18 protein-coding genes are annotated in these 18,826 nt (G+C 72.4%); 3 read left to right on the forward strand and 15 right to left on the reverse strand.

Features of this window, described 5'->3' with window-relative positions; all coding sequences use genetic code 11:
* The first annotated feature begins 110 nt into the window (after positions 1–110).
* Positions 111–407, forward strand: a complete 297-nt coding sequence (locus AW273_RS15030) for a DUF8820 family protein (protein WP_030453098.1) — start codon at positions 111–113, stop codon at positions 405–407.
* Entirely contained in the window at positions 407–1,486 is a 1,080-nt protein-coding gene (locus tag AW273_RS15035; protein WP_232327424.1) for a DUF6745 domain-containing protein, read from the forward strand. Before AW273_RS15030 ends, AW273_RS15035 begins: the two co-directional genes overlap by 1 nt.
* Here AW273_RS15035 and AW273_RS15040 read toward each other — a convergent pair.
* The 13 genes from AW273_RS15040 to AW273_RS15095 all read right to left on the reverse strand — a co-directional run bounded on the left by AW273_RS15040 (position 1,462) and on the right by AW273_RS15095 (position 14,458).
* Complete coding sequence (locus tag AW273_RS15040; RefSeq protein WP_062348925.1) at positions 1,462–2,898, reverse strand: sensor histidine kinase; 1,437 nt, start codon at positions 2,896–2,898, stop codon at positions 1,462–1,464. The two genes, AW273_RS15035 and AW273_RS15040, sit on opposite strands and share 25 nt — an antisense overlap.
* Complete coding sequence (locus tag AW273_RS15045) at positions 2,895–3,572, reverse strand: response regulator transcription factor (RefSeq protein WP_062348926.1); 678 nt, start codon at positions 3,570–3,572, stop codon at positions 2,895–2,897. Before AW273_RS15045 ends, AW273_RS15040 begins: the two co-directional genes overlap by 4 nt.
* Before the next feature lie 22 nt (positions 3,573–3,594).
* Positions 3,595–4,362: an ABC transporter permease gene (locus AW273_RS15050; protein ID WP_062348927.1), complete on the reverse strand. Its 768-nt coding sequence runs from the start codon at positions 4,360–4,362 to the stop codon at positions 3,595–3,597.
* A complete protein-coding gene (locus tag AW273_RS15055; RefSeq protein WP_062348928.1) occupies positions 4,359–5,228 on the reverse strand; it encodes an ATP-binding cassette domain-containing protein in 870 nt (289 codons plus the stop codon). The genes AW273_RS15050 and AW273_RS15055 overlap by 4 nt, the downstream gene beginning before the upstream one ends.
* A gap of 24 nt (positions 5,229–5,252) precedes the next feature.
* On the reverse strand, positions 5,253–6,113 hold the full coding sequence (locus tag AW273_RS15060) for an STM4011 family radical SAM protein (protein ID WP_062348929.1): 861 nt from the start codon (positions 6,111–6,113) through the stop codon (positions 5,253–5,255).
* Positions 6,110–7,360 (reverse strand): STM4012 family radical SAM protein, encoded by a 1,251-nt coding sequence (locus tag AW273_RS15065; RefSeq protein ID WP_062348930.1) that lies wholly within the window; start codon positions 7,358–7,360, stop codon positions 6,110–6,112. The genes AW273_RS15060 and AW273_RS15065 overlap by 4 nt, the downstream gene beginning before the upstream one ends.
* Entirely contained in the window at positions 7,344–8,141 is a 798-nt protein-coding gene (locus AW273_RS15070) for an STM4013/SEN3800 family hydrolase (RefSeq protein WP_062348968.1), read from the reverse strand. Before AW273_RS15070 ends, AW273_RS15065 begins: the two co-directional genes overlap by 17 nt.
* Positions 8,138–9,172, reverse strand: a complete 1,035-nt coding sequence (locus AW273_RS15075) for an STM4014 family protein (protein ID WP_062348931.1) — start codon at positions 9,170–9,172, stop codon at positions 8,138–8,140. Before AW273_RS15075 ends, AW273_RS15070 begins: the two co-directional genes overlap by 4 nt.
* Complete coding sequence (locus tag AW273_RS15080; RefSeq protein ID WP_062348932.1) at positions 9,169–10,086, reverse strand: STM4015 family protein; 918 nt, start codon at positions 10,084–10,086, stop codon at positions 9,169–9,171. Before AW273_RS15080 ends, AW273_RS15075 begins: the two co-directional genes overlap by 4 nt.
* On the reverse strand, positions 10,083–11,039 hold the full coding sequence (locus tag AW273_RS15085; protein WP_062348933.1) for an STM4015 family protein: 957 nt from the start codon (positions 11,037–11,039) through the stop codon (positions 10,083–10,085). Before AW273_RS15085 ends, AW273_RS15080 begins: the two co-directional genes overlap by 4 nt.
* Entirely contained in the window at positions 11,036–11,191 is a 156-nt protein-coding gene (locus AW273_RS37205) for a hypothetical protein (protein WP_157555818.1), read from the reverse strand. The genes AW273_RS15085 and AW273_RS37205 overlap by 4 nt, the downstream gene beginning before the upstream one ends.
* Entirely contained in the window at positions 11,188–12,156 is a 969-nt protein-coding gene (locus tag AW273_RS15090; RefSeq protein WP_198168149.1) for an STM4015 family protein, read from the reverse strand. Before AW273_RS15090 ends, AW273_RS37205 begins: the two co-directional genes overlap by 4 nt.
* Before the next feature lie 124 nt (positions 12,157–12,280).
* The gene (locus AW273_RS15095) at positions 12,281–14,458 is read right to left on the reverse strand and encodes a M6 family metallopeptidase (RefSeq protein ID WP_062348934.1); all 2,178 of its coding nucleotides are present in this window, start codon (positions 14,456–14,458) and stop codon (positions 12,281–12,283) included.
* Positions 14,459–14,682: 224 nt separating this feature from the next.
* Here AW273_RS15095 and AW273_RS15100 point away from each other — a divergent pair, with 224 nt between their 5' ends.
* The gene (locus AW273_RS15100; RefSeq protein WP_062348935.1) at positions 14,683–16,053 is read left to right on the forward strand and encodes an MFS transporter; all 1,371 of its coding nucleotides are present in this window, start codon (positions 14,683–14,685) and stop codon (positions 16,051–16,053) included.
* Here the strand turns inward: AW273_RS15100 and AW273_RS15105 are convergent.
* Positions 16,050–17,297 (reverse strand): FG-GAP-like repeat-containing protein, encoded by a 1,248-nt coding sequence (locus AW273_RS15105; RefSeq protein ID WP_062348936.1) that lies wholly within the window; start codon positions 17,295–17,297, stop codon positions 16,050–16,052. The genes AW273_RS15100 and AW273_RS15105 overlap by 4 nt on opposite strands.
* Positions 17,294–18,808, reverse strand: a complete 1,515-nt coding sequence (locus tag AW273_RS15110; RefSeq protein WP_232327425.1) for an alkaline phosphatase D family protein — start codon at positions 18,806–18,808, stop codon at positions 17,294–17,296. The genes AW273_RS15105 and AW273_RS15110 overlap by 4 nt, the downstream gene beginning before the upstream one ends.
* Positions 18,809–18,826: the final 18 nt, after the last annotated feature.

Consider the following 18,826-nt stretch of genomic DNA (forward strand, 5'->3'; position numbering starts at 1 on the left):
TGAGCTAGACGAGCGTGTGGCCACCGTCCACGGTCAGCGCGGACGTGGCCCGGGAAATGTCGGTGGCCGCCGATAGTTTCCGATCAACCCCCGAACACGGAAGGTTGGTCATGTACCGACAGGGTGACATCCTGATCATGCCGGTCCCCGAGGCGTCGGTGCCTCCCGGTCTCGTCGCCGAGCCGCGTGACCACAAGGGCCGCATCGTGCTGGCCCTGGGCGAGGCCACCGGCCACGCCCACGCGCTCCACGGCCCCGGAACGCTCTACCCGGGCTTCCTCCACCTGCCCGAGGGCGGCCGGCTGGTCCACGAGGAGCACGCCACGATCCCGCTGCCCAAGGGCTGGTTCCGGATCGTCCGGCAGCGGGAATACGTGCCCGGCTCGTTCCGGGTGGTGGCCGACTGATGACCATCGAGACCACGATGACCTGGGCCGACGTCGCCTTCACCACCGGTGCGGGTGACCGGGCCGAGGCCGAGGCGGGCGTCCGCGAGGCCTACGCCGCCGCCGGGCTGGCCGCGCCCCGGGCGATCCTGTGGGCCGGGTCGCCGGTCGTCGCCTCGGCGGCGGCCGCCATCCACCACGGCGGCGAGGCCGCCGTCGATGCGCTGAACCGGGCCGGCCTGGGTTCGCTCATCCTGTCGGCGGCTCCGCTGCTGGCCCGGCCGCTCGGCCGGTCCGTGCGCGAAGAGGTGCGCACCCACCCCTGGGAGCGGGCCCGCGCCGACGTGCTGCGCGAGACCGGCGGGGCCGGGTGGGCGCGGGTGTGGGAGTCGACCGGCGGGCTGCTGTGGCCGAGGGTGAACACGGTCGTCCAGGAGATCCGCCGGGGCCTGTCGGTGCTCGGCGGCGAGCAGGCCGGCGACCTGCTGCGCCAGGCCGCGCTCGACGCGGTGCTCGGCCAGCACGACGCCGCCTGGTTGTCGGCCTTCGCCGACGCCCCCGGCCTGGCCGGGCTGACCCGGGTCGCCCGCCACGCCGGCTGGTGGTTCCCCTACGCCGACGTGGCCATCGTCTGCGAGCGCCCCGCCGAGCTCCACCTCGACGAGGCGGGCCGCCTCCACCGCCCCGACGGCCCCGCGCTGGTCTTCCCCGACGGGTTCGCGCTGGAGGCCTGGCACGGCATGCCGGTGCCCGAGGGCTTCGTGGCGTCCATGGCCGACCTGAACCCCGAGCGCATCCGCAACGAGGAGAACGCCGAGCTGCGCCGGGTCATGCTCGAACACTTCGGCTTCGACCGCTACCTGTCGGAGTCGGGCGCGACCCCCCTCCACCGAGACGAGACGGGCGTCCTGTGGCGCATCAGCCTGCCCGACGACGAAGACGTGGTGACGGTCGAGGTGGTCAACTCGACCGCCGAACCCGACGGAACCTTCCGCACCTACTTCCTGCGTGTGCCGCCGTGGGTGCAGCGCGCCCGTCAGGGCGTGGCGTGGACGTTCGGGGTGAAGGAGGAGGACTACCGGCCCGAGAAGGAGACCTGACCTCCGAACACCCCGGGCAGCGCCAGGGTGAAGACGGCTCCCTCGCCGGGCGCCGTGCGGAGGTCGAGGCGGCCTCCGTGGGCCTCCGCGAGCGAGCGGGCGATGGCCAGCCCGAGCCCCGCGCCACCCGGCCCCGACCTGCTGCGGGAGGCGTCGGCGCGGGAGAAGCGGTCGAACACGCGGGCCGCCTCCTCCGGGGTGAGCCCCGGCCCGTGGTCCTCGATCACGAGCACCGCCTCGCCGTCCTTCGTGCCGACCCCGATGCGCACGGGTGTGCCGTCGGGGGTGTGCTCGGCCACGTTCCCGACCAGGTTCGTGACGACCTGGCGCAGCCGGGCCTCGTCGGCGACCACGGGCGCCGAGGCGGGCGGCCCGCCGTCGGGGCCGGTCAGCTCGACCGGCCGCCCGGGGGCCAGGGCGCGCAGGTCGAGGCGGGCGTCGGCGGCCAGGGTGCGCAGGTCCATCGGGGCCAGGTCGAGCGGCAGGGCGTCGCCGCCCTCGTCGAGGCGGGCCAGCAGCAGCAGGTCGTCGACGAGCCGGGCCAGCCGCCCGGCCTCGCTCTCGATCCGGGCCATCGCGGGGGCGACCTCGGGCAGCCCGCCCATGCGGTAGAGCTCGGAGAACCCCTTGATCCCGACGAGCGGGGTGCGCAGCTCGTGCCCGACGTCGGCGACGAAGCGGCGCAGCCGCGCCTCCGACTCGGTGCGCGCCGCGAAGGCCCGCTCGATCTGGCCGAGCATGCCGTTGAGCGCGGCCGACAACCGGCCGACCTCGGTGTCGGGGGCCGCGTCGGGCACCCTGCGGCCGAGGTCTCCCGAGGCGATCGCGGCGGCGGTCTCCTCGATGGCCCGCAGGGGCCGCAGCCCGGCCCTGATGGCGAACCACCCGGCCAGCGTGAGGAGGGCGAGCAGGGCGATCCCGGTGACGAGGTAGACGACCCGCAGCCGGGCGACCGTGGCCCGCACGGCGTCGAGCGAGGCCGCCACGACGACGGAGGTCCCGGCCCCTTGGCGCGGCACCACCAGCACCCGCCAGTCGGCGCCGCCCGCCGAGTCCCGCGCCTCGAACGGCCGCCCGTCCCCGCGGGCGGTCACCACCGGGCCGCCCGGGCCGGCGGGGAGGCGCACCTCCGAGAGGGCCTGGCCGTCCGGGCCCAGTTCCGCGATGTACAGGCGGTTGATCAGGTCGAGGTTGGTGCTCAGGGCGTCGCCCGCCGCCCGGTCGGCGGGGGTGCGGGAGGCGAGGCCGGGCGGGATGACGGCGATGATGCCGCCGAACACGCGGAGCTGGCCGTCGACCCGGTCGACCAGGCCCGACCGGAGCAGGCCGACCACGATCGAGCCGCTCAGCAGCAGTCCGGCCGCCAGCAGGGCGCAGGTGATCAGGAGGAGCCGGCCGCGCAGGGAGGTCATCGGGGCTCGCGCAGGACGTAGCCGACTCCGTGGACGGTGTGGATGAGGCGGGGGCCGCGGGCCTCCAGTTTGCGGCGCAGGTAGCTGATGTAGGTGTCGACGATGCTGGTGTCGCCGGCGAAGTCGTACTGCCAGACGTCCTCGATGATCGAGGTCTTCGACACCACCCGGCCGGCGTGCCCGGCCAGATAGCTGAGCAGGCGGAACTCGGTGGGCGACAGGCGTACCGTCACCCCGGCCCGGCGCACGTGGCAGCCCTCGACGTCGACCTCCAGGTCGCCGACGACCACGGCGTGGGCGTGCGGGACGCCGGTGCGGCGCAGGATCGCCCGGATGCGGGCCAGCAGTTCGGGCAGGTCGAACGGCTTGGTCACGTAGTCGTCGCCGCCGAGGGTGAGACCGGTTACCTTGTCGGCCGGGGAGTCGCGGGCGGTCAGGAACAACACCGGCACGGGCGGCCGGGCCAGGTCGCGCAGCCGGCGCACGACCTGGAAGCCGTCGAGGTCGGGCAACATCACGTCGAGCAGGATCAGGTCGGGGCGGGTGACGCGCACCGCCTCGACGGCCTCCGAACCGGTGGCCGCCGAGGTCACCTCGAACCCGGCGAAGCGCAGGGTCGCCGACAGCAGTTCCCGTACCGTCGGCTCGTCGTCGACGACCAGCAGCCGCTCCATCACGCCCCTTTCCTCCCCCACATCATGCGTCCCGCCGCCGGAACACCGCGTAGGCGGCGGCCAGCAGGATCGCGGCCCAGGCGCAGGTCACGGCGAGGCCGGCCACCGGTCCCGGCAGGTCGGGGTCGCCGTCGAGGCTGAGCAGCCGCAGCCCGGCCGTGATCGGCCAGTAGCCCAGGATCAGCCGGGCCAGCCACTCGGGGTAGAGCGAGGCCGTCGCCGGGACGAACACCCCCATCACGATCGTGACGACCAGCGCCCCGGCGGTGCTGCGCACCAGGCAGCCGACGGCCAGGCCGATCAGCCCGAGCAGGGCCAGCAGCAGCCCCGGCCCGGCCAGCACCCGGAGCATGCCCGGCTCGGCCAGCGGGTTGACGGGCACGCCCCGCGAGGTCAGCACGGCCCGGTTGACGAAGACCACGATGAGCCCGGTCAGCGTCCCGGCCGCGAGCGTCAGCCCGGCGCAGACCACGGCCTTGGCCGCCAGCACCCGGCCCCGGCGCGGCACCGTGGTCAGGGTCAGCGCCATCGTCCCGGTGAGGTGCTCGACGGTGAAGGCCCGCAGGCCGAGGTAGCCGACGGCGATCTGGACGAAGATCAGCGGCCGGAAGTCCGGCGCGGGCCGGTAGGCGGCCTGTTCGGCGGCGGTCAGCCTGGCGTGCTCGGTGGCGGCGGCGTAGCCGAACAGCACCGCGAACAGCGCGCCCAGCCCGACGATCGCGGCGAGGGTGAACCAGGTCGACCGGGTCGTCCACGTCTTGGCCCATTCGGAGCGGATCGCGGCGATCATCGGGTCAGCTCCATGAACGCCTCTTCCAGGGACGCGTGGCGGGGGGTGAGTTCGTACAGGACCACTCCCTCGGCGGCGGCGAGCTCACCGATCCGCCGCGCGCCCAGCCCGCGCACGACCAGTTCGTCTCCGGCGGGTTCGACCCCGGACGCACCGTGGGTGACGAGGACCCGGGCGAACCGGCGGGCCTCCGGGGTGCGCACCAGCACCCCGTCGGGCCGGGCGAACGCCTCGACGGTGGTGTCGGCGACGAGCCGCCCCCGCGCCACCACGATCAGCCGGTCGGCGGTCAGCGCCGTCTCGCCCATGAGGTGGCTGGAGACCAGGACGGTCCGCCCCTCGGCCGCCAGCCCGCGGATCAGGGTGCGGATCCAGACGATGCCCTCGGGGTCGAGCCCGTTGACCGGTTCGTCCAGGATCAGCACGCCGGGGTCGCCGAGCAGCGCGGCGGCCAGCCCGAGCCGCTGCTTCATGCCGAGCGAGAACCCGCCCGCGTGCCGGTGCGCCGCCGCGGTCAGCCCTACCAGGTCGAGCACCTCGTCGACCCGCCGCGCGGGCAGCCGGTTGCTCACCGCCAGACAGCGCAGGTGGTCACGGCCGGAACGGGCGGGGTGCACGGCTCCGGCGTCCAGCAACGCCCCGACCGCCCGCATCGGCTCGGGCAGATCGGCGAGCCGGGCCCCGAGGATCAGGGCCCGGCCCGCGTCGGGGGCGTCCAGCCCGAGGATCATCCGCATCGTGGACGTCTTGCCGGCTCCGTTGGGCCCCAGGAACCCGGTCACCGCGCCGGGTTTCACGTCGAACGTCAGGTCGTCGACGGCGATGACGTCGCCGTGGCGTTTGCTCAGTCGGGTCACTTCGATCACCCGGCCGAGCCTGCGCGCACCGGCTCAGGGCTTCCTGGACGGTTCTGGGAGAATCCTGTGAGGGATACGTTCCAGGATGCCCCCGGCGAAGACGTCGTACAGGCCGGTCGGTTCGAGGTGCACGTAGCCGATGTGGCAGTCACACTCCGATTTCGGGCAGGCCGTCGGTCCCAGCCGGTTCCGGAACGTGCCGTCATAGAGATTTCCCAGGACCGTGGGGATGAAGTGGCACCTGCGGACCGTGCCGTCGCCGTCCACCGAGATCACCGTGTCGCCGGTCCGGCACGCCTGGCCGGCGCTGAGGTGGGGGAACCGGCTGTAGCGGAACAGCGGGTCGATCTCCTGCCACTGCGCCGCCTCCTCGTCGGTGTAGGTCCGGCCCTCCTCCGCGTTGATCCACAGGTACGTCTCGGGCGGGAGGTCGCGCCGCAGGCGGCGGGCGTGCTCCAGGTGGGCCGGGTCGCCGACCACGCCGACGCTGTGCCGGACCGGCAGCCCCGTGACCTTGGCCAGGAACCGGTCATAGGCGACCTGGGTCGGGTGGTAGGTGACCCACAGCGCCAGCGTCTCCGGGTCGGCCCGGTCGAGCCAGGCGGTGCGGGAGCTGAGGTTGGTCTGGATGGCGACGCGGCGGACGTTGGCCTGATGGCTGAGCTCGACCATCGTGTCCCGGTACCACGACCTGACCAGCCCCTCGCCCCACGGCGTGAACAGGACGCTCACGTCGTGGTCCTGCGCGGCGGTCCACTCCGTGAAGCGGCGCAGCGCGGCCCGGTCGGCGCGGAGCTGCCCGGAGGTGTCGCGGCGTTTGGCGAACGGGCAGTAGGCGCAGTCGTAGTCGCAACTCGCCAGCGGGCCCCGGTAGAGGATCGTCAGATGGCTCATCGGGCGTCGTTGCCCGCCATGAGGGCGCGGACCCCGGCGGAGAAGAGGGCGGGCCCGACGACGTCGGAGTGGGCGAGGCCCTCGTCGGTCAGCCGCAGGACGTCGCCGTCGCGGACCAGCCATTCACCGGGCACGGCCGTGACGTCGGGGTCGCCGCCGAACCGGTCGCGGTAGAGCCGCAGGTCCAGGCCGTCCTTCTGCAGCAGGCTCTGGATCGTGTGGCGTCGCCGCCGTTCGTCCCCGGTCAGGGTGAAGCCGATCAGGGCCTCGGTGAAGTCGTCGCGGCGCACGTAGTCGTCGATGATCGACCGGACGTGGCGGGCGCCGACCGCGTACTCGTGGGAGTAGTGCAGGGTGCTCGTGTACGACCGCGCCCCGCACCCCACGCTCGCCATACCGTCGGTCTGGCAGCAGTAGCCGGTCGAGGTCCCCGTGCCGGGCAGCCGGAACATGCGCATCGACACCTGCTCGTAGCCCCGGGCCAGCAGCAGGTCGCGGCCCTCGCGGTAGAGCTCCATACGCTGGTCGTCCCAGTCGCGGCCGATCTTGCCGAGGCCGGTGAGGGGGCGGACGTAGAGCGGATAGAGGTAGAGCTCCTCCGGGGCCCAGCGCAGCGCGGTCTCCAGGGAGTGCCGCCACGTCGCGGCGGTCTGGCCGTCGATGCCGTAGATGAGGTCGATGTTGAGGATCGGGAAGCCCGTCGCCCGGATCGTGTCGAGGGCCCGGTCGACCTCGGCGCGCTTCTGCGGGCGCACCGCCGCGCGGGCCTCCTCGTCGACGAAGCTCTGCACCCCGATGGAGATCCGCGTCGTGCCGCGCTCCTTCAGGACCGCCAGCCGGTCGGGGGTCGCGGTCGCCGGGGAGGTCTCCACCGACAGCGGGATCTCGCCGTAGGGGGTGATCTTGCCGGTGACGTCGAACAGCCGGGTGAGCTCGGCGGGGCTCAGGTAGGTCGGGGTGCCGCCGCCGATCGCCGCCGTGGTGAAGGCCGGGTCGACCGCGTCCGCCAGCGCCAGCGTCTCGCGTTCCAGCGCGTCGAGGTAGGCCGCGACCAGGTCTTCGGGTGCGCCCGTCCGGGTGAACAGGTTGCAGAAGCCGCAGCGCATCTCGCAGAACGGGATGTGGGCGTAGAACGACCCGGCCTTCTCGCCGCGCCACACGTCGGTCAGCGCCGGGCGCGGGTCGAGCGGGCGGTAGGCGGTCTTGTGGGGGTACGCGTAGACGTAACTCTCATACGGACTGATCATCGGAGCTCCGGTCGAGGACGAATTCGGCGTAGGGGACGGTCCAGACGACCTCGTGGGCGAGCCGGTGGCCCACGTGGCCGTCTTCGCCGTAGGCGGTGCCGTGGTCGGAGCAGACGATCACGAAACAGGGCCGCCGGCGGGTCATCAGGGCGAACAGCCGGGCGACGTGCCGGTCGACGTACTCCAGCGCCGCCGCGTGCGACTCGATCGAGTCGTCGGCCGCGCCGGGCAGGTAGCACCGGTTGGGCTGGTGCAGCGCCGAGACGTTCAGGAACAGGAAGACCGGTTCCCGCACGCCGTCGAGCACCTCCTCGGCCCGGTCGAGTTGCCGTTCGAAGGAGTCGGGGGCGGTCACCCCGAACTCGGGCGCCCAGTGGCTCTCCTGGAACAGGCCCGGCAACACCGAGCCCAGCGGGCTCAGCCGGTTGAAGAACCCCACCCCGCCGACGCAGACGGTCCGGTAACCGGCCTTCGCCAGGCCCGTGGGCAGATCGGGCGCGTCGAAGACCCAGGTCTCCGGCGAGGTGGTCGCGCTGCCGGGGAAGGACGCCGCGAACGGCCGGGCGTGCGGCCCCGGGGTGACGGGCGTCGGGAGGAACCCGGCGAACATCGCGGCGTGCGAGGCGAACGTGAAACTGCCGGGGCTGTGCCGCCTCTCCCAGGTCAGGAACCGGGCGAAGCCGGGCGTGCGCCCCTCGGCCATGAGCCGTTCGGCGACGTCGTACCGGAGCGTGTCGAGGGTGACGAGCAGGATGTCGTGGCTGCCCACGACCGTGTTCATGTCGCGCACGATCGCCACCCGGCCGCGATCGCCCGCGCCTGGCACTCGTAGGTCGTCAGGCCGCTCCCGTCGAGCGCGCCCAGGCCGGGCAGCAGGTCGCCGAAGGCGTTGACCTCGGCGACCGCCATCGACCGCCAGTCGGCCCCGATCATCAGGTCGACGCCGGTCGTCAGGCTGCCGGGGAAGCAGGCGGCGGTGCGGGCGCAGACCTCCATCGCCTCGTCCCACCGGCCGGCGCTCAGCCGGGCCCGGATCTCCCCCAGGTCACCGCGTCTCCCGCCGAGGTGCAGGTTGGTCATCGGCACCCGGCTCACCCGCGCCACCGCGTGGGTCGGCCGCCCGGCCACCGTCACCACCCGCAGGTCGAAACGGCCACCCGCGACCGACGCCTTCGGGAACCACCGTTCGACGTGGAGCCCGTCGGGGGCCAGGGTGTCGACGATGCGGGCGACGGTCGGCTCGTCGGTGTACGTCCGGACCGCCAGCGAGTTCCGCAGATCCTCGGTCGCCGAGGTGACGGCGCGCAGGCGCGTGCCGGACGTCTCGAAGGCGATCACCCCCGACGCCGAACTGCCGTGGGCGGGCTTCACGAACACCCTCGGCCACGCCCGCTCGCGCATCTGTTCCCGCAGCTCACCGTAGGAGTTCACGGTGACGCCGCCGGGTACCGGGAGGCCGGTCGAGGCGAGCAGGGCGTGGCAGCGGCGCTTGTCGAACATGGTGGCGATCTCGTCCACGTCCGCGAGCAGTTCGCCGCCCGCCCCGGCCACCCGCCTGAGCCCTGCCGTGAACCGGGTGTACCAGGTCGCCCCTCCCCCGACGCGGGTCGGGTCGCCCGCTCCCCGCAGCAGGGCGTCGGCCTCGGCGGACTCGCCGGGCGAGTCGACCCGGACGAGACCGGAGAACCGGAGCGGGGCGCCGGTCAGCACCTCGGTCCAGGGGACCACGGTGATCTCGCCCAGGCCGTGGGCGCGGGCCGCCGCGCCGAACAGGTCGGCGCGGCGGTCTCCGGGCGTGCCGACGACGATCATTCGTTCACCGAGGTGAAGAGCCAGCCGTCGTACTCCTCCGGGTCTCCCTGACCCTCCAGGTCGAGGTCGACGGAACCGAGGGCGGCGCGCAGGCGGGCCATCATGGCGTCGCTCAGGTAGTGGTGGTGCAGGTCGAGCCGCCGCAGGTGGGTGAGCGGCTGGCCCGCGAGCAGCGCCTCGGCGCCGTCGTCGGTGAGGGTGCCCATCGACAGGGCGAGGCCGTCGAGCCGGGCCACGATCGGGGCGGTCGCGACGGCGGCGGCGACGTCGTCCTGGCGGTCGCTGTCCTGCAGGCCCAGGTGCTTCAGCGCGGGCAGCCGGTCGCCGGTCAGGATCGGGGCCAGGTCTTCGACGGTGTAGTCGCCGCCGTACTCGTCGACGCCGAGCCAGAGCTCCAGATGCTCCAGCGCGGGGAACACACACGCGGCCACGCCGCGCACGACCTCGCCGCCGAGCCCGCCGCTCTCGATCCGGAGCATGCGCAGCCGGTCGTGGCGGACCGGGGCCAGACGCAGGCCCATGCCGCCGCGCGTCTCCAGGCGTTCCAGGTCCGGGAACGCGGTCAGCAGCGGGGTGACGTCGGCCTGGTTGATCCAGGAGATCTCCTGCGCCTCCTGCGGGATCGCCCCGAAGAAGAGCGCACGCAGCGCCGGAAGCCGGTGGGCCCCGGCGACCAGCCGCTCGACGACCGTGTCGGCGTCGGCGTCCCAGCCGCCGACGACGAGGGCGCGCACCTGGCCGGTGTCGACGGCGTCGAAGAAGTCGTCCAGATCGGCGGAGCCCAGTTCCCAGGCCACCTCGCCGGGCGGGTGGCCGGCCTTGCCGGAGAAGTCGACGGTCGGCAGGCCGACGTAGCGGCGGTAGTAGACGTCGGTGTCGTCGGTGTGCCTGGGCAGGTCGAGGGAGATCGTCACTCGTCCACCGCCACGTAGAACCAGCCGTCGTCGTCGGACTGACGGTCGTCGAGGTCGACGCCCACCTCGAACAGCGCCTTCTCGACGCGCTCCATCATGGCCTCGCTGAGGAAGTGGTGGTGCAGGTCGAGCTGGTCGAGGTGGGTCAGCGGCTGGCCGCCGAGCAGCGCCTCGGCGCCCTCGTCGGTCAGCGCCCCGAGCGACAGGGCGAGGCTCTCCAGGCGGGCCACGACGGACGCGGACGCGACGGCGGCGGCGATCTCGTTCTGGCGGTCGCTGTCCTGCAGGCCCAGGTGCTTCAGCGCGGGCAGCCGGTCGCCGGTCAGGATCGGCGCGAGGTCGTCGACGGTGTAGTCGCCGCCGTATTCGTCGACGCCGAGCCAGAGCTCCAGATGCTCCAGCGCGGGCAGGTCGCAGGCGGCGACCGCGCGCACGAACGCCCCGCTCAGGCCGCCGCTCTCCACGCGGAGCATGCGCAGCCTCTCGTGCCGGACCGGGGTGAGGGCCAGGCCGTCGCCGCCCCGGATCTCCAGGCGTTCCAGGTCGGGGAAGGCGGTCAGCAGCGCGGTGATGTCGCTCTGCTGGATCCAGGAGATCTCACACCAGTCGGATCCGACCGAGCCCAGGAACAGCGCCCTGAGGGCGGGCAGCCGGTGCGTGTTGGCGACCAGCTTCGCCACGATGGGGGCCGAGCTCTCCGAGTGCATCTCGTCCCAGTGTCCGATGACGATGGCGGGCACCGTCTCGGTGTCGACGCGCTCGAAGAAGGCGTCCATCAGTTCGAGGAGGTCCTCTTCCATGACCGCCAGGTGCCAGGCCCCGCCGTCGCCGGGAGCGGGTTCGCCGGTGACGTCGCCGTGCCAGCCGATGATCGGCAGATTCGCGTAGCGCTCCTGGTAGTCGTCCTCCTCCTCGGGACGCGGCGGCACGTGGAGGGAGATCTGCGCGGTCACTCGGACACCGCCACGAAGAACCGGTCGTCGTGGCGCGAGAGCCGGTCGTGCGGCCTGACGCCGACCCTCAGCGTGCCCGTCGACAGGTCGGCGTCGGCCAAGAAGGAGTCCAGTTCGTCGACGACCCCCACGCCCAGGTCCACGTGGCTCACTCGGCCACCGACACGTAGATCCAGTCGTCGCGCTCCTTGCGCTCCTCCAGGTCGAGCTCGGCGTCCCCGACGAACACGCGCAGGCGCTCGGCCATCGGATCGGACACGTAGTTGTGGCGCAGGTCGAGCATCTTCAGATGGCCGAGCGGCTGGCCGCTGAGCAGCGCCTCGGCGCCCTGGTCGCCCAGCGTCCCCATGGCCAGCGACAACACGTCGAGGCGGGCCACGATCGGGGCGGCGGCCACGGCGGCGGCGATCTCGTCCTGGTGGTCGCTGTCCTGCAGCCCCAAGTGCTTCAGCGCGGGCAGCCGGTCGCCGGCCAGGATCGGGGCCAGGTCGGCGACCGTGGCGTCGCCGCCGTAGTCGTCGATGCCGAGCCACAGGTCGAGGTGCTCCAGCGCGGGCAGGTCGGACGCGGCGACCGCGCGGACCACCTCGGCGGGCAGGCCGCCCGTCTCGAAGCGCAGTACCCGCAGGTTCTCGTGGCGGACCGGGGAGAGGGCCAGGCCGCTGCCGCCGCGCACCTCCAGGCGCTCCAGGTCCGGGAAGGCGGTGAGCAGCGCGGTGACGTCGGACTGCTGGATCCAGGAGATCTCCGCCTCCTCCGACTGGATCGCGCCCAGGAAGATCGCCCGCAGGGCCGGGAAGCGCTTGGCGTTCTCGGCCAGCATGGCGACGATCATCGACGAGTCGGTGTCGTACGCCTGCTCCCAGCACCCGATGACCAGCGCCCGCACCTCCTCGGTCGCGACCTGGTCGAGGAACACCTGGAGGGTCCCGGCGAAGGCCCCCTCTTCGGCGTCGTAGGCGTCGGGTTCGGCGATCCGCCACGCCACCGTGCCGGCGGCCGGGAGCTTCTCGTCGTCGTCGTCCGGCGGGTAGACGAAGACGGGCAGACCGGCGTAGCGCTCGTCGTAGAGATCCCACGGGTCAGGGTGGATGTTCTCCGGGAGGATTGTCAGCATGGGCCCTGTTCCTATCAGAACGCACAGACAAATCACTGGGCAACCGCGACAACTCCGGTCACTTCCGGAAAACCGTGACCCGCACGCCTAGCCCCAGGCGTGCGGGTCACGGGGCGGGTGGGGATCAGCCGCCGGGCTGGGTCACGCCGTTCACCGTCAGGGTGTAGGGCGCGTACTGCTGGCCGAGCTCGGTCGGCTCGTCGTAGGCCACGATCGCCACGATCTTGGTGAAGGGCCGGGCGAGCAGGAGTTCGAGGCGGTTCAGGTTGATGGTGCCCTTGCCGTTGAACTCGACCTGGGCGGCGACCTTGTGCTTCTCGTCGAGGCCGACCAGGCGGACGTTCCAGTTGTGCACGGCCGTCGGCTTGATCTCGGTGAAGGAGTCGAACGGCTCCAGGCTGGAGCCGTCGCTGACGGCGGCGCCGCCGACCGTGACGTCGTCGAGGTACAGGCCGCCCTCGTTGACGCCGCCGTCGGAGACGTACTGGAAGCCGAGCAGGATGTTCTGGCCCGCGTAGGCGGACAGGTCGAACGTGTGCGGCTCGAAGCCGGTGGTGGTGCCGTTCAGCGACGGGCCGAGGGGGCCCTCGACGGTCTGGTCGCCGGAGACGGGGGTGTAGGTCGCGCCGCCGTCGGTGGAGACGACGACGTAGCCGTAGTCGTAGCCCTCCTCGGCGCCGTACTTGGCGAGCAGGCGCAGGGTCGGGTCGGCGGCCGGGACGGTCACCTCGGCCACGGCGCTGACGTTGAGGTTGTTCTCGTTGCCCGAGAACAACACCGGGTTGCCGGGGCGGTCGGGCTCGTCGTTCACGATCGTCCAGGCCAGCGGCAGGGCGGGCAGGCCGGTGGCGCCGGTGAACTTCAGCGTGCGCAGTTCGCTGCCCTTGAAGGGCTTGCCGTCGGCCTTCTGGAGCGTCACGTAGTCGGCGCCGTTGGGGGCCGCGCCGGGGGTGTCGTAGGTGTCGGGGTTGGCCAGGTTGACGGTGGAGCTGAGCGAGGCCGAGGTCACCCGCGACTTGGGCACGCCCAGCACGATGCCGGTGCGGCTCTCCACGATCCGGTCGAGCAGCACCATCGACTGGTAGTCGTGGATGACCCGGTAGAGGTCGGCGCCCTCGGCCTTCAGCGCGGCCTCCAGGCTGGCCAGGCCCTGGCGTTCGCCGTCGCGGTGCAGCGTGGACATGAAGTCGGCGCCGTAGCGGTCGTACAGGAAGAGCATGATCTCGTAGGCGTTGCCGTAGTCGGCGAGCACCTCGCTCGGCTCTCCCTCACCCCAGAGGGTCAGCGAGTTCTGCGGGCCGCCGCACTGGCGGGGGTTGGGGTTGTACCGGGCCTGGACGTTGCCGAAGCCCTGGAAGCAGTAGATGTGGCTGTCGGCGCCGAAGTCGTTGATGGTCGCCTTGGCGTCGACGTAGCCGGTCAGGGTCTGGGCGAAGTCCGAGAGGCCCTCGTTGATCCAGTTCCCCTCGAACGGGTCGGTGTAGTACATGAGCAGGTGCTGCCACTCGTGCGCGAACGTGCCCTCGTACGCGTTCGGGCGGGCCGGGCGGCTGGTGCACAGGTCGCCCGTGGGCTCGTCGGCCGGCTGGTCGCCGGTCCGGTGGGCCCAGTCGAAGGCGTCGACGGTCATGACGTTGCGGTCGACGCGCTCGTTGATGCCGGCCGAGAAGAAGCCCGCGATGTAGGTCGGGTTGGCCGGGAAGTCGTAGAAGTTGTCGTCGCGGATGTTGTCGATCAGCGCGACGGTCTTGTCGCCGTCGCCGGTGTAGTCACCGGGGATGCGGGCGTTGGTGCCGTCGCGGTCGGGCGGCGTGGAGAAGGCCGCGGTCTCCTTCGGGTACATGTTCGTGTCGAACTCGTTGACGAAGTAGGCGACCTGCGCGTCGGTGATCGTCGTGGAGTTCGGGATCTGCGCCCGGCAGTCCCCGGCCGGGAACGACAGATCGTTCGCGACCCACACCTCGATCTTGTCGCCGACGCCGCGCAGGGTGAACGCCTTCGGGAACGGCGCACCCCCGGCCTGCGTGTCGTCGATGGCCAGCCAGTTCCGGACGGTGCCGACCGGCGGGGTGGCGGCCGCCGCGGCGGTCGTCTTGCGCGCCTTGGACGGCTCGTACCGCGTGGGCAGGTCGATCTTCTCGCCCTGGAAGGTGTCGGCGAGTTTGCCGTCCCAGTGCCGGAAGTCGTTCAGCGGAGCCGAGGCCGGCGCCGGGGCGGCGGCCGACGGGGTGGCCGGGAGGAGCGTCGCGAACGGGAGGGCAAGGGCGGTGACTGCTAACGCGATGACACGTCTGCGTGTCATGAAACCCCCTTCGGGTGCTGCTGCGGCACCATGACAGGCCGCACTGACACACCGTGACTATCTGGCCGGGGGCAGGGGCTTCAAGCATGACATCTGCCAATAAATATCAGTCACTTTGGCGGTAAGCGCTTCTCCCTCACATCAATCCGGGAAAGGCGTGAGAAAGACCGAGAACCATTAATTCGCCGACCGGAGCAGGGTCGCACGGTGACTATGTTGGTCGGGTGACGACGGAAGCGGTGCAGCTCAGCACGGCCAAGGGCCGCTGGATTCTGGTGACGACGGTGCTCGGGTCGGGCATGGCGCTGCTCGACGGCACGGTCGTCAACGTGGCGTTGCCCGACCTCGGCCGGGCGCTCGACGCCGACATCGAGGGCCTGCAGTGGACGATCAACGCCTACACGCTGACCCTCGCCGGGCTGATCCTGCTCGGCGGCTCCCTGGGCGACCGCTACGGCCGCCGCAAGGTGTTCATGATCGGCGTGGTCTGGTTCGCGATCGCCTCCGCCCTCTGCGGGCTGGCGCCCAGCATGGAGACCCTGATCGCGGCCCGCGCGCTCCAGGGCGTCGGCGGCGCGCTGCTGACCCCGGGCTCGCTGGCGATCATCCAGGCCACGTTCGCGGCCGAGGACCGGCCGAAGGCGATCGGCGCCTGGTCGGGCCTGGGCGGCACGGCCGCCGCCATCGGGCCGCTGCTGGGCGGCTGGATCGTCCAGACGATCGGCTGGCGGTGGGTCTTCCTCATCAACCTGCCGCTGGCCGTGCTCGTGCTGCTGGTGGCGATGCGCCACGTGCCGGAGACCCGCGACGAGGAGGCCGCCGGCCGGTTCGACGCGCTCGGCGCGGGGCTGGCGGCGGTCGGGCTGGCCGCGCTGACCTACGGGCTGATCGGGATCGAGGTCGTGCCGATGGTCCTCGGCGTGCTGATCCTGGCCGCGTTCGTGGTCGTCGAGCACCACCGGGGAGCGCAGGCGCTGGTGCCCGTGGGGCTGTTCAGGAACACCGCGTTCACCGCCGTCAACGCCGTGACGCTGTTCATGTACGCCGCGATGGGCGTGGTGTTCTTCCTGCTGGTGCTCCAGTTGCGGACCGTGTCGGGGTTCACGGCGTTCGCGGCGGGCTCGGCCCTGGTGCCGGTGACGCTGCTGATGCTGGTGATCTCCCCGCACGCCGGCGAGCTGGCCCGCCGCATCGGCCCGCGCTGGCCCATGACGATCGGGATCCTGCTGTCGGGGATCGCGTTCATGTGGATGAGCCGGATCGGCTTCGGCGCCCACTACCTGACCGAGGTGCTGCCGCCGGTCACCCTGTTCGGCCTGGGCCTGTCGCTGACGGTCGCCCCGCTGACGGCGACCGTGCTGGCCAGCGCCTCACAGCGGCACGCCGGCATCGCCAGCGGGGTCAACAACGCCCTGGCCCGGACCGGCAGCCTGCTGGCCGTGGCGGCGGTCCCCCCGCTGGTCGGGCTGACCGGCGAGGCCTACCTGAACCCCGCGCTGTTCGACACGGCGTTCCAGCTCTCCATGTACGCCTGCGCCGGCATGATGGCGGTCTCGGCGCTGATCTCCGTGCTGGGCATCAGGATCCGCTTCTAACCGAGGCCGAAGCCGAAGAAGCCGTCCCCTTCGGCGATCTTCTCGCCCTTCCTCCCCACCCCCGGGTAGGAGCCCTTCTTCACGCCGCCCCGGTAGCGGTACACCTCGCCCTTCGTCGGCGCGCCGACGATCAGGTCCCCGCCGTGCACCAGGACGGCCGCGCCGAACTCGGCGCCCTTCGGGCCGGGGATCAGCAGGTTGTGGTTCTTGGTGAGGCCGCCGCTCCGGGTGCCGGCCAGCACCTGGACGGCGTTCTCTCCCGGCACGCCGACCACGAGTTCGTCGTCGCCGTCGCCGTTCAGGTCGCCCGCCGCGAGGGAGGTGCCGAAGCGGTCGTACATGACCGCCTCTCCGGCCAGGCTGTTCTGGGTCCAGGCCTCGGCGGTGGCCGGGCGCAGCCCGCCCGGCGAGCCGTAGACGACGTCGACCGCGCCCTCGCCGTAGTCGCCGGCCCGCTGGAGCCTGTTCAGGCCCTCCCCGGGCACGCCGATCGCCAGGTCGTCGTGGCCGTCGGCGTTGAAGTCGCCGGTGGCCAGGGCGGCGCCGAAGGCGTCCCAGCTCTCCGAGAGGCCGTCGATGCCGTAGGTCTCCTGGGAGTAGAGCAGGCGGCGGCCGTTCCTGCCGACCACGGTCACGGTGCCCTCGCCCTGGCGGATCAGGTTGGCCCCGGGGGCGCCGATGGCCAGTTCGTCGGTGCCGTCGCCGTCGAAGTCGCCGGTGGCCAGCGCCTCGCCGAACTGGTCGGTGACGGCGCCGCCGGTGTTCTTGATCCGGCGCGGCTTCGAGCCCTGGCCGTGCACGTAGACCGCGCCGCCGCCGGGCGCGCCGATGGCCAGTTCGTCGTCGCCGTCGCCGTCGAGGTCGCCCGCCGCGAGGGCCGCGCCGAAGCGGTCGGCCCCCTTCCCGGGCAGCTCGATGGTCCTCCGGGAGGTCAGGCCGTACAGGATCTCGACGACGCCGTGCCCGTCGCGGCCGCCGGGACCGGCGTCCTCCTCGGAGGCGCCGATCGCCAGGTCGGCGCAGCCGTCGCCGTCGAAGTCGCCCGTGGCCAGGGCCGAGCCGAACATGTCGCCCGGCTCCGGGTCGTCCTGGGTGATCAGCGGGCCGTCGAGGATGCGGACCGCGCCCGCCCTGACCTGGCCGTCGACGGTCGCGTAGGGCTGGGCGACCGCCAGGAAGGGGTCACACTGCGGGGCCAGGCCGGTGAGCAGCGGGATCGTCAGGGCCACGACGCCGAGGATCACGCGAACCTCCGTTCGCCCGCCGGGACGGTGAACCGGGCCGAGGTCTTCGCGGGGGCGCCCCGGCGGCTGATGTAGTCGAGGGTGCGGAAGTCGGCGACCAGCTCCCGCTCCGACAGGCGGGCCAGGATGTAGCCCCGGCGCTGGTCGAGGTACTTGATGTGCGGGTTCTCGGCGCGGAGCGCGGACATGCGCTCGGTGTCGCGGTAGCCGTCGCCGTCGCTGGCGATCGAGGTGGCGACCAGCTCAACGCCGACGTTGGTCCCGGGGTCGTCGAAGTCGGTACGCAACTCCGCCGCGTGGTGGATGTGCGCGTCGCCGGTGAGCACGACCGGGTTGCTCACCCCGGCCATGCCGCGCAGGAGCTGGTCGCGCTCGGCGGCGTACCCGTCCCAGGAGTCGAGGTTCGACTCGCGGCCGGGGCCGACCTTCAGGTCCTTCTGGGTCATCACGATCTGCTGGCCGACCAGGTTCCACTGGGCCGGGGAGTCGCGCAGGCCGTCGACGAGCCACCTGTGCTGCGCCTTGCCGAGCAGGGTGCGCCCGCTGTCGAGGCGGTCGTCGCAGCCGGCCCGCACGCCGTCCTCGCACGCCTGGTCGTCGCGGAACTGGCGGGTGTCGAGCAGGTGGAACCGGGCCAGCGGCCCCCACGAGACCCGCCGGTTGATCGTGATCGAGGCGCCCCTGGGCACGCCGGACCGCCGGAGCGGCATGTTCTCGTAGTAGGCCTGGAAGGCGAAGGCCCGGCGCTGCTCGAAGGCGGGCGCGTCGCTGGCCGAGACGCCGGCGGCCCAGTTGTTCTCGATCTCGTGGTCGTCGAAGGCGACCAGCCACGGCGCGACGGCGTGCGCGGCCTGGAGGTCGGGGTCGCTCTTGTACTGGGCGTGCCGCATCCGGTAGTCGGCCAGCGTCGTGCACTTCACCCCGCCGGAGTGGGTGCGGATGTTGCCGAAGGGCGCGGTGTAGCCGTTGGGCTGGTACTCGTACATGTAGTCGCCCAGGTGGACGACCAGGTCGGGTTCCTGCTCGGCCAGCCGCCGGTAGGCCGTGTAGTAGCCGTGCTCCCAGTGGGCGCAGGCCGCGATGGCGAAGGTGAGCGGCGACACCACGGCCGGGCTGGTGCGGGTGCGGCCGACGGGCGAGACGGAGTTCTCGGCGCGGAACCGGTAGAAGTACTCCCGGCCCGGCTGGAGACCCTGCAACTCGACGTGCACGCTGTGCGCCGAGCGGGCCGACGCGGTGGCGGTCCCGTCGCGCACGACGGTCGCGAACTTCTCGTCTGTGGACACCTGCCACTTCACGTCGATGTCCCGTGAGGGCATCGAACCCCGGCCGTCCGCGCCGTAGGGGTCGATCACGAGACGGGTCCACAACACGAAGCCATCAGGGGACGGGTCCCCCGAGGCGACGCCGACGGCGAAGGGATCGGTCTTCAGGGCACGGGAGGGCAGAGCCGGGAGGGCGGGCGCCGCGGCGGCCAGGAGCACGCCGGAGATGAACGATCTGCGCTGCACGCCTGACAGTGCAGACCG

The organism is Herbidospora yilanensis (assembly GCF_001570565.1).
In the GTDB taxonomy this organism is placed as follows: Bacteria; Actinomycetota; Actinomycetes; order Streptosporangiales; family Streptosporangiaceae; genus Herbidospora; species Herbidospora yilanensis.

Bases quoted from the DNA above. Each gene is read 5' to 3' on its own strand.
- AW273_RS15035 (WP_232327424.1), top strand. From the start codon at position 407: ATGACCATCGAGACCACGATGACCTGGGCCGACGTCGCCTTCACCACC.
- AW273_RS15050 (WP_062348927.1), bottom strand. From the start codon at position 4,362: ATGATCGCCGCGATCCGCTCCGAATGGGCCAAGACGTGGACGACCCGG.
- AW273_RS15045 (WP_062348926.1), bottom strand. From the start codon at position 3,572: ATGGAGCGGCTGCTGGTCGTCGACGACGAGCCGACGGTACGGGAACTG.
- AW273_RS15030 (WP_030453098.1), top strand. From the start codon at position 111: ATGTACCGACAGGGTGACATCCTGATCATGCCGGTCCCCGAGGCGTCG.
- AW273_RS15090 (WP_198168149.1), bottom strand. From the start codon at position 12,156: ATGCTGACAATCCTCCCGGAGAACATCCACCCTGACCCGTGGGATCTC.
- AW273_RS15075 (WP_062348931.1), bottom strand. From the start codon at position 9,172: ATGATCGTCGTCGGCACGCCCGGAGACCGCCGCGCCGACCTGTTCGGC.
- AW273_RS15070 (WP_062348968.1), bottom strand. From the start codon at position 8,141: ATGAACACGGTCGTGGGCAGCCACGACATCCTGCTCGTCACCCTCGAC.
- AW273_RS15095 (WP_062348934.1), bottom strand. From the start codon at position 14,458: ATGACACGCAGACGTGTCATCGCGTTAGCAGTCACCGCCCTTGCCCTC.
- AW273_RS15060 (WP_062348929.1), bottom strand. From the start codon at position 6,113: ATGAGCCATCTGACGATCCTCTACCGGGGCCCGCTGGCGAGTTGCGAC.
- AW273_RS15040 (WP_062348925.1), bottom strand. From the start codon at position 2,898: ATGACCTCCCTGCGCGGCCGGCTCCTCCTGATCACCTGCGCCCTGCTG.
- AW273_RS15065 (WP_062348930.1), bottom strand. From the start codon at position 7,360: ATGATCAGTCCGTATGAGAGTTACGTCTACGCGTACCCCCACAAGACC.